7 protein-coding genes are annotated in these 12,543 nt (G+C 65.5%); 6 read left to right on the top strand and 1 reads right to left on the bottom strand.

The window, feature by feature from the left end; genetic code table 11:
- The first annotated feature begins 52 nt into the window (after nucleotides 1-52).
- The 6 genes from QCE88_RS28650 to QCE88_RS28625 all read left to right on the top strand — a co-directional run bounded on the left by QCE88_RS28650 (nucleotide 53) and on the right by QCE88_RS28625 (nucleotide 9,779).
- The gene (locus QCE88_RS28650) at nucleotides 53-3,442 is read left to right on the top strand and encodes a molybdopterin-dependent oxidoreductase (protein ID WP_309908256.1); all 3,390 of its coding nucleotides are present in this window, start codon (nucleotides 53-55) and stop codon (nucleotides 3,440-3,442) included.
- Between the two features lie 60 nt (nucleotides 3,443-3,502).
- A complete protein-coding gene (locus tag QCE88_RS28645) occupies nucleotides 3,503-4,951 on the top strand; it encodes a TIGR00366 family protein (RefSeq protein ID WP_309908255.1) in 1,449 nt (482 codons plus the stop codon).
- A 36-nt stretch (nucleotides 4,952-4,987) separates the two neighbouring features.
- On the top strand, nucleotides 4,988-5,935 hold the full coding sequence (locus QCE88_RS28640) for an ornithine cyclodeaminase family protein (protein WP_309908254.1): 948 nt from the start codon (nucleotides 4,988-4,990) through the stop codon (nucleotides 5,933-5,935).
- 305 nt (nucleotides 5,936-6,240) lie between these two features.
- Nucleotides 6,241-6,546: a DUF485 domain-containing protein gene (locus tag QCE88_RS28635; protein ID WP_309908795.1), complete on the top strand. Its 306-nt coding sequence runs from the start codon at nucleotides 6,241-6,243 to the stop codon at nucleotides 6,544-6,546.
- Nucleotides 6,543-8,213 (top strand): cation acetate symporter, encoded by a 1,671-nt coding sequence (locus QCE88_RS28630; RefSeq protein ID WP_309908253.1) that lies wholly within the window; start codon nucleotides 6,543-6,545, stop codon nucleotides 8,211-8,213. The genes QCE88_RS28635 and QCE88_RS28630 overlap by 4 nt, the downstream gene beginning before the upstream one ends.
- 108 nt (nucleotides 8,214-8,321) lie before the next feature.
- Nucleotides 8,322-9,779, top strand: a complete 1,458-nt coding sequence (locus tag QCE88_RS28625) for an NAD-dependent succinate-semialdehyde dehydrogenase (RefSeq protein WP_309908252.1) — start codon at nucleotides 8,322-8,324, stop codon at nucleotides 9,777-9,779.
- 10 nt (nucleotides 9,780-9,789) lie between these two features.
- Here the strand turns inward: QCE88_RS28625 and QCE88_RS28620 are convergent, their stop codons facing one another.
- Nucleotides 9,790-12,525, bottom strand: a complete 2,736-nt coding sequence (locus QCE88_RS28620; protein WP_309908251.1) for an MGH1-like glycoside hydrolase domain-containing protein — start codon at nucleotides 12,523-12,525, stop codon at nucleotides 9,790-9,792.
- Nucleotides 12,526-12,543: the final 18 nt, after the last annotated feature.

Below are 12,543 nucleotides of genomic sequence, written 5' to 3'. Positions count from 1 at the left end.
CTTCATTGCATTTTGATTCCATAGCATCGCGACTATGAAATCCGGAGACGAGATGGAAGTTCAGGAAAAAAAGGGCTATTGCACGCTGTGCCGCTCGCGTTGCGGCACGGTCAACGTCGTGCGCGGCGGCATGCTCGCGGAAGTGCGCCCCGACCGCGAGCACCCGACCGGCCACGCGATGTGCCTGAAGGGCAAGTCCGCGCCTGAACTCGTCCACAGCCCGCACCGCGTCCTGCATCCGATGCGCCGCACCGCGCCGAAGGGTGCAGCCGATCCGGGCTGGGTGCGCATCGGCTGGGACGAGGCGCTGGACGAGATCGCCACGAAACTTGACGCGCTGCGCCGCGAGCACGGCGCGGAGACGGTTGCGTTCGGCGTGACCACGCCGAGCGGCACGCCGATGAGCGACAGCATCGACTGGGTGGAGCGCTTTATCTGGTCGTACGGCAGCCCGAACATCTGCTACGCGACGGAAATCTGCAACTGGCACAAGGACGTCGCGCACATCTTCACGTTCGGCTGCGGGATGCCGACGGCGGACTATCGCCACTCGGAAGTCATCATGCTGTGGGGCACGAACCCGGCGAACACCTGGCTGGCGCAGGCGGACGCGATCGCGGCGGCGCGTCGCAACGGCGCGCGGCTGATCGTCGCCGATCCGCGTCCGACCGCGCTCGCGCGTGAAGCGGACGTCTGGCTGCGCGTGCGGCCCGGCACCGATGCGGCGCTGGCGCTGGGCATCGCGCGCGAGATGATCGCGACGCAGAACATCGACACGCGTTTCGTGCGCGCGTGGACCAACGCGCCGCTGCTCGTGCGGCGCGACACTGGGCTGTTCCTGCGCGAACGCGACCTCGATCCGCACGCGCCGCAGAACCGCTATGTGATCTGGAACGGCACGCGCGGCCGTGCGGAGGCGCTCGGCGAGGAAGGCGCCACGTCGCCCGACGATTTCGCGCTGGCGGGGTTGTACACGACGGCATCGGTCGAATGCGAACCGGCCTTCGCCTGCTATGTGCGCGCGCTCGATGCCTACACGCCGGAACATGTCGAAACGCTCACCGGCGTCGCGGTGGCGGACCTGAAGCGCGCCGCCGCGCTGCTCGCGCCGGGCCGGCGGATTGCCTATCACGCGTGGTCCGGCGTCGGCCAGCAGGCCAACGCGACGCAGACCGAACGCGCCATCGCTACGCTCTACGCGCTGACCGGCGCCTTCGACAAGCGCGGTGCGAACCGCGAGTTCGTCAAGCAGCCGGCCAATGCGGTGAGCACCTACGAGTTGCTTTCGCCGCAGCAGCGCGAGAAGGCGCTCGGTCTGGCCGAGCGGCCGCTCGGACCGCCCGCGCAAGGCTGGGTCACGGCGCGCGACATGTATCGCGCGATGATCGAAGGCGAGCCGTACAAGGTGCGCGCGCTGTTCGCGTTCGGCACCAATCCGCTGGTGTCGCAGCCCGACACTGAACGCGCGCACGCAGCGCTGAGCGCGCTGGATTTCCACGTGCATTGCGATCTGTATGAAACGCCGTCGTCGCGCTACGCCGACATCTTCCTGCCGGTGAACACGCCGTGGGAACGCGAGGGCCTGCGGATCGGCTTCGAGATCGACGAGCGCGCGGTGGAACTCGTGCAACTGCGTCAGCGCATGGTGGCGCCGCGTGGCGAAAGCCGCGCCGACTACGACATCGTGTTCGAACTCGCGAAGCGGCTCGGCATGCAGGATGCGTTCTTTGGCGGCAGCATCGAGGCGGGGTGGAATCACATGCTCGCGCCGCTCGGGCTCGATGTGGACACGCTGCGGGCGCATCCGGAAGGCATCCGCCCGCCGCTCGAACAGCGCGAGCAGCAATACGCGAAAGCGACGCCCGACGGCGTGCGCGGCTTCCGTACGGAAACGCTGAAGGTCGAACTGTATTCGGAAAAGCTGCTGCGCCATGGCTATCCGCCCCTGCCGGTGCATGAGCCGCAGGCCGCTCCGGCTTGCGATGCCGCGTATCCCTACGTGCTGACTTCGACCAAGAATGGCTACTACTGTCACAGCCAGCATCGCGGCGTCACACGTCTGCGCAAGCGCGCGCCGTATCCGCTGGTCGAGATGAGCCGCGCTTTGGCGCTGAAGAAGGGCGTCGCGTCGAATGACTGGGTCATCCTGCGCACGGCGCAGGGCAAGGCACGCTTCGTCGCGCGCGTCGAGGAAGCGCTCGCGGACGACGTGCTGATCGCCGAATACGGCTGGTGGCAGGCCTGCGACGAACTCGGCATGCCGGGCTTTCCGGCGCTCGGCGAGATCAACAGCAACTTCAGCAATCTGGTGTCGTCGGCGCGGCACGATCCGCTGAGCGGCTCCATGCCGATGCGCGCGCTTGCGTGCGACATCGAGCCCGATCCGTCATTCGACCGTACGCGGCGCGCGTGGCAAGGCTGGCGCGAATTCGTCGTGACGAATCTGCACGACGAAGCCGAAGGCGTACGCACGGTCACCTTCACGGCGAAGGACGAAGGTGCGCTGCCGGACTATCAGCCGGGCCAGCATGTGACGGTACACGTGCCGACGCTCGGCGCACGCGGCACGACGCGCGCCTATTCGCTCGTCGGCGCCGCCAGCGAACCGGCGCGGCGCACCTACACCATCTCGGTGCGGCAGCAGCCGCAAGGCGCGATGTCTGGGCACATTCACGAGGCGCTGGAGATCGGGCATCGCGTCGATCTGCGCGCGCCCGGCGGCACCTTCGTGCTGCCGCTGCGCTCGCGTCAGCCGGTGGTGATGTTCGCGGGCGGCATCGGCATCACGCCGTTCATCTCGTATCTCGAATCGCTTGCGGCGATCGATCCCGTCAGCCGGCGGCCCGAAGTCTGGCTCTTCTATGCGAACCGGCACGGCGCGGCGCATGCGTTCCGCGAGCGCATCGACGCGTTGCGCGCGACGTGGCCCGGCCTGCATGTGTTCGACTGCTATGCGCATCCGCGCGAGGGCGTGGACATGGCGGGCCGCGACTACGACCGCGCGGGCTATCTCGACGCGTCAGCCGTGAGTGACGACCTAATCCGCCGCCGCGCGCGCTTCTACTTCTGCGGTCCGGAACCGATGATGACCGCGCTGACCGATGGCCTGGTCGCGCGTGGCGTGCCCGCGTTCGACATCTTCAAGGAAGCGTTCCGCTCGCCGTCCGCGCCGCGCGTCGACGCGGCGCAGCGCTTCACTGTCGAATTCACGCGCTCGCACAAGGTAGCGCAGTGGACGCCGGTGGACGGCAGTCTGCTGTCCTTCGCCGAAGGACTGGGCGTCGCGATGCCGAGCGGCTGCCGCGTCGGCCAGTGCGAGAGCTGCGCAGTGCGGATTGCGCGCGGTTCGACCGATCACCTGTCGGGCCACGCGCCCGACGAACCCGACATGTGCTTCGCGTGCCAGGCGATTCCGCTGTCGGACCTCGTCGTCGATGCATGACGGCGTCATCAACTGATTTTGCTTAAACACGCCAACGCGCGAACAGGGGAGAGGGAAAAAATGGAACAGGTCACACAGACGAAAGCGCTACGGCCCGAAGGCGGGCCGGGCAACCTGATGGAACGCATGGCGGCCAACGTCACGCGCTGGGCCGAAGCATGGTTCCCGGATGCCTATATCTTCGCCGCGGTCGCGGTGATCGTCGTCGCGATTGGGGCGATGACGGTCGGCGCGCCGGTGCAACGCGTGGGAATCGCATTTGGCGACGGCTTCTGGAGCCTGATTCCGTTCACGATGCAAATGGCCATCGTCGCGATTTCCGGCTATGTGGTCGCGGTGTCGCCGCCGGCCTCGAAGATGATCGCGGCGCTCGCGCGTCTGCCGAAGACAGCACGCGGCGCGGTGATGTTCGTCGCGTTCATCAGTATCGCGACCTCGCTGTTCAACTGGGCCATCAGCCTCGTGTTCAGCGGCCTGCTCGTGCGCGCGCTCGCACGCCGCACCGACATGCGCATGGACTATCGCGCGGCGGGCGCGGCGGCGTATCTCGGCATGGGCGCGACCTGGGCGCTCGGCCTGAGTTCGGCGGCGGCGCAGTTGCAGGCCAACCCGGACAGCCTGCCGAAGACACTCCTCGCGATCACCGGCGTGATCCCGTTCTCGGAAACCATCTTCCTGCCGCAATCGATGCTGATGGTCGCGGTGCTGATGATCGCCTCGCTGCTGATCGCGGGCTTCTCCGCGCCGGTCGGCGAGCGCGCGCGCACGGCGGCGGATTTGGGCGTGTCGCTCGACGACATCGATCTCAAGATGGAGAAGCCCACACGCCCCGGCGAATGGCTCGAATACAGTCCTGTCGTGACCGTGTTGCTGGTGGCGCTCGGACTCGTCTGGATCGGGCATGAGTTCACGACCAAGAACCCGCTCCTCGCGATCTCGAACCTCAACACGTACAACTTCGTGTTCATCCTGCTGGGCATGTTGCTCAACTGGCGGCCGCGCCGCTTCCTGAATGCGGTGGCGAAATCGGTGCCCTCGACGGCCGGCGTGCTGATCCAGTTCCCGCTGTATGGCGGCATCGCGTTCATCCTCACCAAGGCCGCCGCGCCGGCCGGCTTGCCGCTCTCGGAGCATCTCGCGCATTTCTTCGTCGCGATTTCGTCGCAGGCTTCGTTTCCTGCAGTGATGGGTGTGTATTCGGCGGTGCTCGGCTTCTTCGTGCCGTCGGGCGGCGGCAAGTGGATCATCGAGGCGCCGTATGTGATCGAGGCGGCCAAGGCGCTGCAGGTGCATCTGGGCTGGTCGGTCACGGTCTACAACGCGGCCGAGGCGCTGCCGAACCTGATCAATCCGTTCTGGATGCTGCCGCTGCTCGGCGTGCTCGGACTGCGCGCGAAGGACGTGGTGGGTTTCACGTTCACGCAACTGGTGATCCATACGCCGCTGGTGGTGTTCATGCTGTGGGTGCTTGCGCCGACGCTGACCTATCACGCGCCGGTCATGCCCTGAGTAATTGATTAGCCGAAACGACAAGCGAGTGATGTCATGAAAATGTTCGATGCCGCCACGACGGGCGGCGCGCTGGAGTTCCCCGCTTTGATCGCGGCCCTGCGGGAGATGTTCGTCGAAGGCTGCACGGTGCCGCTGCGGCATAACCACAAGATCGAAACGGAGAGCGATGCAGGCACCGTGCTCATCATGCCCGCGTGGCAGGAAGGGCGCTATCTCGGCATCAAGACCGTGAACGTGTATCCGGGCAATGCGGCGGTCGGCTTGCCGGGACTGCATTCGACCTATGTGCTGTACGACGCGCGCACCGGCGCACCGCTCGCGCAGATGGACGGCAACGAGATCACGTCGCGCCGCACGGCTGCCGCGTCGGCGCTGGGCGCGAGCTTCCTGGCGCGCAAGAACGCGACGCGGATGACATTGCTCGGCGCGGGGCGTGTCGGCAGTCTCGTGCCGGAGGCCTACCGCTGCGTGCTGCCGATCAGCGAAGTGGAGGTATGGGATGCGAATCCGGCGGCATCGGAGCGTCTGGTGGCGCGGCTCTCCGAACTGGGTTTCGGCGCGCGCGTCGTGCAGGATTTGCCCGCGAGCGTGGCATGTGCCGATGTCGTGACCTGCGCAACGCTCGCGACGCAGCCGGTCGTGCAAGGCGAATGGCTTGCGCCGGGTTCGCATCTGGATCTGATCGGCAGCTTCACGCCGGCCATGCGCGAAGCCGATGATGCGTGCTTTGCCGGCGCGCGCGTGTTCGTCGATACGGCTGAAGCGTTCCAGAAATCGGGCGACCTGCTTGGGCCGCTCGAACGCGGTGTGGTCACGGGCCCCGAGCACTGGCCGACACTCGAACGATTGTGTCGCGGCGAAGCGCCCGGCCGCACCGGCGACACGCAGCGCACGCTGTTCAAGGCGGTGGGCACCGCGCTGGAAGACCTGGCCGCCGCCGCGCTGGTGTATGAGCGATGCGCAGACGCCGTGGCTGCGTGACACGTCTGCTTCACGGCGCGGACTGCGGTTCGCGTCGTGCTCCCTCCTTCACGGCATGACGAAGCGCAACGCTTCGCGTAAACCCCGGCCGATTAATCCGCATGCCGTAAGAAACAGGTAAGCGGATCCTTTTACCTTAGTCTCCAGCGCAGCTCACGCATCGCTCGCCTGAAAAGCATGCGCGTGCGCGACCCATGCCGACCCCCGACCGGGGAGCATCCCGCTGCAACAACCTCGACCGCATCGCCGCCCGTCCGCGCGCCACGCAGGACGCAGGCGTTCGTGCGCGCGAACAGGAGACACCGATGGACCTGAAGATCGTCGAACAAATCAGAGCGAGCGCCGCATACGGCGAACTGGTGCGCAAGCGCTCGAAGCTCGGCTGGACGCTCACGGCGCTCGTGCTGGTCGTGTACTACGGCTATGTGCTGCTGATCGCGTTCAACAAGGAACTGCTCTCCGCGAAGATGGGCGCGGGCGTGATGACCTGGGGCATGCCGATCGGCCTGTTCGTGATCGTCTTCACCGTCGTCATCACGGGGCTGTACGTGCGCCACGCCAATCGCACCTACGACGAACTCACCGACCAGATCAAGCGGGAGGCTGCATGAAGCCGTCACGACTTTCATCGCTCGCGCTCGCGGGCCTGTTGCTCGCTGCGTCCGCCGCTGCGTTCGCCGCCGGCGGCGATCTCGGTCAGGCAGTGAAGCAGCCCACCAACTGGACCGCAATCTGCATGTTCATCGCGTTCGTGATCGCGACGCTCTTCATCACCAAATGGGCCGCGAAGAAAACCCGCTCGGCCGCCGACTTCTATACGGCCGGCGGCGGCATCACGGGCTTCCAGAACGGTCTCGCGATTGCCGGCGACTTCATGTCGGCGGCCTCGTTCCTGGGCATTTCGGCGGCGGTCTATTCCAATGGCTATGACGGCCTGATCTATTCGATCGGCTTCCTGGTCGGCTGGCCGATCATCACCTTCCTGATGGCCGAGCGGCTGCGCAATCTGGGCCGCTTCACCTTCGCCGATGTCGCCGCATACCGCTTCAAGCAGACACCGATCCGCGCGTTCGCCGCGTCGGGTACGCTCGTCGTCGTCGCGTTCTATCTGATCGCGCAGATGGTCGGCGCGGGCCAGCTCATCAAGCTGCTGTTCGGGCTTGAATACTGGATAGCGGTGGTGATCGTCGGCGCGCTGATGATGGTCTACGTGCTGTTCGGCGGCATGACGGCGACCACCTGGGTGCAGATCATCAAGGCCTGCCTGCTGCTCGCGGGCGCTTCCTTCATGGCCTTCATGGTGCTGTGGCAGTTCCACTTCAGCCCGGAAGCGCTGTTCGCGAAAGCGGTGGACGTGCACGCGATGAAGGCGTCGATCATGGGTCCGGGCAACTTCATCAAGGACCCCATCTCGGCGATCTCCTTCGGCATCGCGCTGATGTTCGGCACGGCAGGCCTGCCGCACATCCTGATGCGCTTCTTCACGGTGCCGAACGCCAAGGAAGCCCGCAAGTCCGTGTTCTGGGCGACGACGTGGATCGGCTATTTCTACATTCTCACCTTCATCATCGGCTTCGGCGCAATCGTGCTGGTGAGCACCAACCCGGCCTTCAAGGACGCGGGCGGCAAGCTCCTCGGCGGCACAAACATGGCGGCCGTGCATCTGGCGAGCGCCGTGGGCGGCAACGTGTTCCTCGGCTTCATCTCGGCAGTGGCCTTCGCGACCATCCTCGCCGTGGTGGCCGGCCTGACGCTCGCGGGTGCGTCCGCCGTGTCGCACGATCTGTATGCAACCGTCTTCAAGAAGGGCCAGGCGTCGAGCAAGAGCGAACTCAAGGTATCGCGCGTGACGACCATCGTGCTCGGCATCGTCGCGGTCGTGCTGGGCATCGTGTTCGAGAAGCAGAACATTGCGTTCATGGTGTCGCTTGCCTTCGCGGTGGCTGCGTCGGCGAATTTTCCGGTGCTGTTCCTCTCGGTACTGTGGCGCGGCTGCACCACGCGCGGCGCGGCGCTGGGCGGCTTCATGGGGCTGCTGTCGGCGGTCGTGCTGACAGTGCTCTCCAAAGCCGTATGGGTCGATGTCTTCCATTACGCCAGCGCGCCGTTTCCGTATGCATCGCCGGCGCTGTTCTCGATGGCGATCGGCTTCGCCGGCATCTGGCTGTTCTCGGTGACGGACAAGTCGGCACGGGCGCGCATCGACCAGGCAGGCTTCGACGCGCAGACCGTGCGCTCGGAAACCGGCATCGGCGCGGTGGAGGGCGCGTCTCACTAAGTTCCATGCGCCCGTATACCGGCCATTGCCGGATGCGGGCGGACGCTCCTGGAAAATGCGTTAAGCTCGTGACGCTTGCACGAAGCGCTCAACGCATGGGAGCACACCATGGAACTACAGTGTCCAAGTCTGTTCGAGCAATCCGCCTACATCGCCGGCGCATGGGTGGACGAGACTGCGCTGCCGCGCGTGGCGGTCACCAATCCTTCGACGCGCGCCGTCATCGGCTCGGTGCCGCAGGTGACGGAGGAGCAGGTGGCGCATGCCGTGGAATGCGCGCAGGCGGCCTTGCAGGACTGGCGCAACTGGAGCAGCCGCGAGCGTGCATCGGTGTTGCGCGAGTGGGGCCGTCTCGTTGAACATCATCGCGACGATCTTGCCATCATCTTGTGCAGCGAGCAGGGCAAGCCGCTGCACGAGGCGCGCGCCGAGATCACGCAGGCCGCGAATTATCTCGACTGGTTCGCCGAGGAAGCGCGCCGCATCTACGGCGACAACATTCCGGCGCCGCGGCGTAATCAACGTATCCGCGTGCTGCATCAGCCGGTGGGCGTATGCGGCGCCATCACGTCGTGGGCCTTTCCGGCTTCGATGGTCGCGCGGCGCGTCGGCGCGGCGCTCGCGGCGGGGTGCACGGTCATCCTGCATCCCGATCCCTCCACGCCGTTCTCGGCGCTCGCACTGTGCGCGCTCGGTGAAAACGCCGGCTTGCCGCGGGGCGTGCTTTCCGTGCTGACAGGCGAAGCCGACCCGATCCGCAGCACGCTGCTCGCGCATCCCGAGGTGCGCAAGGTGTCGTTCACCGGACCGATCGAAGCGGGCAAGCAGTTGATGTCGCAGTGTGCATCGACGGTCAAGAAGATGTCGCTGGAACTGGGCGCGAATTGCCCGTTCATCGTGTTCGATGACGCGGATATCGATCTCGCCGTGAAGGGCGCACTCGATGCGCGCTTTCGTCATACCGGCCAGGCAGCGATGTGCGCGAACCGTTTCTTCGTGCATGAGGATGTGTACGAGACGTTCGTGGGGCGGCTCGTGTCGAAGGTCGCGGTGCTGAAGGTCGGCGACGGTCTCGACGAAGGCGTGCAGATTGGTCCGCTCATCAGCGAGGAAGCGGTGGCACGCATCGAGGCGTTGATCAGTGAAGCGGTGGGCATGGGCGCGACGGTCGCAGCAGGCGGCGTCCGCGTGCGTTCCGATTCAGGTTTCTTCAGGCCGACCGTACTCACGAACGTCAGGCCAGACATGCGCATATGCGGCGACGAAGTGCTCGGACCGGTGGCCAGCGTGCTGCCGTTCCGCGACGAGGACGACGTCATCACGCTCGCCAACGACACGCGCACCGGCCTCGCGGCCTATTTCTACACGGCTGACATCAGCCGCGCATTCCGCGTGATGGAGGCGCTGGAATGCGGCGTGGTCGGCGTGAACGACAGCCTGGTGTTCAACGAGGTCGCGCCGTTCGGCGGCATCAAGGAATCGGGAATGGGGCGCGAGGGCGCATCCTCCGGCATCGAGGAATATCTCGAGGCCAAGTATGTGTGCTTCGGCAATCTGGAACGCTGATGTCGATGCACTAACGCGCCATCGCGGCCGTCGGATCTTCATGCAAGCGCACCGACATGACCGGCGCCTCCGGTCGCGCATGCGCCAGCTTCATCAGACGCGGCTGCAACAGCAGCGCAACCAGTCCGCTCCAGCCGGTCTGATGCGATGCGCCCACGCCGCGGCCGGTATCGCCATGGAAATACTCGTGGAACAGCACGAGGTCCTGTGAGCGCGGGTCCGCCTGGAGCTGCGGATAGGCGCTCATCACGGGCCGCTTGCCTTCGGCGTTCTTCAGGAACAGGGTGGTCACACGCCGCGACAGATTGTCGGCAATGTCGCTCAGTGAACAGGTGCGTTCGGGCTGCGCCGGATCCTCGATACGGAACGCATCGCCGTAATAGCGATGGAATTCGTACAGCGACTCGATCAGCAGATAATTCACGGGCATCCAGATCGGGCCGCGCCAGTTCGAATTGCCGCCGAACACGCGCGAATCCGATTCCGCCGGAAGATAGCGCACGCACAGATGCACGTTGTCGCGATCGAACAGGTAGGGCTTGTCGCAATGCACACGGCTGAGCGCGCGCACGCCGAAATCGGAGAGGAATTCCTCGGGGTCGAGCGTGCGCCGCAACAGTGCTTTCATCCGATGCCCGCGCAGCAGCGACAGCAGCGTTGTGTTGGCCTTGCCAGGTTCCATCCAGCGGGAGACCAGCTTCGCCAGATTAGGCCGGTGATCGAGGAACCAGGCAAGCCGTTCGCGCAGGCCGGGCAGTTCGCCATAGACGCTTTCCTCCAGCACATGCACCGCGAACAACGGAATCAGGCCGACGATGGAACGGATGCGCATCGGCACACGCGTGCCGTCGGGCAGATGCAGGACGTCGTAGAAGAACTCGTCTTCTCCGTCCCACAGGCCGGTAATGCAGCCGTCGCCGCAACTGACGGCCTCCGCGATATACAGGAAATGCTCGAAGAACTTGACGGCGATCTCCACGTACGCGTCGTTCTTCAGCGCAAGTTCGAGGCCGATCTGCATCAGGTCGAGCGCATACGAGGCCATCCATGCGGTGCCGTCGGCCTGATCGATGCGTCCGCCGGTCGGCAGCGGCTGCGAGCGGTCGAAGATGCCGATGTTGTCCAGCCCGAGAAAACCGCCCTGGAAGATGTTGCGATCGTCGGCGTCCTTGCGGTTCACCCACCACGCGAAGTTCAGCAGCAGCTTGTGGAACATCACTTCGAGAAACGCGTGATCGCCGATGCCGGTCATCTCGCGGTCGAGTTCGTACACGCGCCACGTGGCCCATGCATGCACCGGCGGATTCGCGTCGCCGAACGCCCATTCATAGGCCGGTAGCTGCCCATTCGGATGCATGTAGCGTTCCTTCACGAGCAGCAGCAACTGCTTCTTCGCGAAGTCCGGGTCGATCATCGCGAAGGCCACCGCATGAAACGCGAGGTCCCACGACGCGTACCACGGGTATTCCCATTTGTCCGGCATCGAGACGACATCACCGTTGCACATGTGCCGCCAGTCCGCATTGCGGCCGTGCCGGCGCTGCTTCGGCGGCTCGGGCTGGCCGGGATCGCCGTCGTGCCAGCGCGTGACGTCGAACTGGTAATACTGCTTCGTCCACAACATGCCGGCCAGCGCCTGACGCTGCACGAGGCGCGCGTCGGCGTCGTCGATGTCGTGTTGCAGCGTCGCGTAGAACTCGTCGGCTTCCGCCTGCCGGCGCGCGACCAGCGCATCCGTGTCGAGCGGCACGTCCTGATCGGCGGGACGCCAGCGCAAGGTCATCACCGCGCGCTGATGCGGGCCGAGTTCGAGACAGGCGTGCGCTGCCGCCCGCGTGCCGTGGTCGCGGCGGACGGCGGCGGTGTCGCCATCGACGAGATAGTCGTTGATACCGTCCTTGAACGGTCCTTCGCCCTCGATGCCGAAGATGCGCCGAACGTTCGTCTCATTCTCACAGAATAGCCATTCGAGCGGCACGTCGGCCGTGGCGCTCACATGCAGGGTGCCGTGCGCCGGATGATGCGCGACGACGTGTTCGTCCTGGCCGCCCTTGCCGTGCAAGGTCAGCGACGGCTTTCCATGCCTCGCCGACCACGCCCAGCGATTGCGCGCCCAGAACTGGGGCAGCACGTGCAGCGCGGCGGCCTCGTTCGCGCGATTCTCGATGGTCACGCGCATGACGATGTCGTCGGCGGTGTGCTTTGCGTATTCGACCCAGACGTCGAAGTAACGGTCGGCGTCGAACACGCCGGTGTCGAGCACTTCGTATTCGGGCTGATCCGCGCCGCGCCGCCGGTTCTCGTCGATCAGATCCTGATAGGGAAACGCGTCATGCGGATACTTGTAGAGCATCTTCATGTACGAATGCGTGGGCGTGCCATCCACGTAGAAGTACAGCTCCTTCACGTCTTCGCCGTGATTGCCCTGTTCGTTCGTGAGACCGAAGAGCCGTTCCTTGAGGATCGGATCGCGGCCGTTCCATAGCCCGAGCGAGATGCACCAGTCGAGCGGGTCGTTGCCGAAGCCCGCGATGCCGTCTTCGCCCCAACGGTACATGCGGCTGCGCGCATGGTCGTGCGGAAAAAAGTCCCACGCGGTGCCGTATTCGCTGTAGTCCTCGCGCACGGTGCCCCATTGACGCTCGCTCAAATAAGGGCCCCAGCGCCGCCACGCGTCGCGCTCCGTGCCGTGCAGGCGTGAGCCTTCTTTCGTTTGCAGCAGATGGATTGCGCATAGCGGCGGCATGAAACCTCCGGGGCGAAT

The sequence above is a fragment of the Caballeronia sp. LZ035 genome, from assembly GCF_031451175.1.
Taxonomy (GTDB): domain Bacteria; phylum Pseudomonadota; class Gammaproteobacteria; order Burkholderiales; family Burkholderiaceae; genus Caballeronia.
Note: the sequence above shows the minus strand (reverse complement) of the source record. Positions and strands in the feature narration are given on the sequence as shown.

Coding starts and splice junctions, on each gene's coding strand:
- QCE88_RS28650 (WP_309908256.1), top strand. CDS start 53: ATGGAAGTTCAGGAAAAAAAGGGCTATTGCACGCTGTGCCGCTCGCGT.
- QCE88_RS28645 (WP_309908255.1), top strand. CDS start 3,503: ATGGAACAGGTCACACAGACGAAAGCGCTACGGCCCGAAGGCGGGCCG.
- QCE88_RS28640 (WP_309908254.1), top strand. CDS start 4,988: ATGAAAATGTTCGATGCCGCCACGACGGGCGGCGCGCTGGAGTTCCCC.
- QCE88_RS28635 (WP_309908795.1), top strand. CDS start 6,241: ATGGACCTGAAGATCGTCGAACAAATCAGAGCGAGCGCCGCATACGGC.
- QCE88_RS28630 (WP_309908253.1), top strand. CDS start 6,543: ATGAAGCCGTCACGACTTTCATCGCTCGCGCTCGCGGGCCTGTTGCTC.
- QCE88_RS28625 (WP_309908252.1), top strand. CDS start 8,322: ATGGAACTACAGTGTCCAAGTCTGTTCGAGCAATCCGCCTACATCGCC.
- QCE88_RS28620 (WP_309908251.1), bottom strand. CDS start 12,525: ATGCCGCCGCTATGCGCAATCCATCTGCTGCAAACGAAAGAAGGCTCA.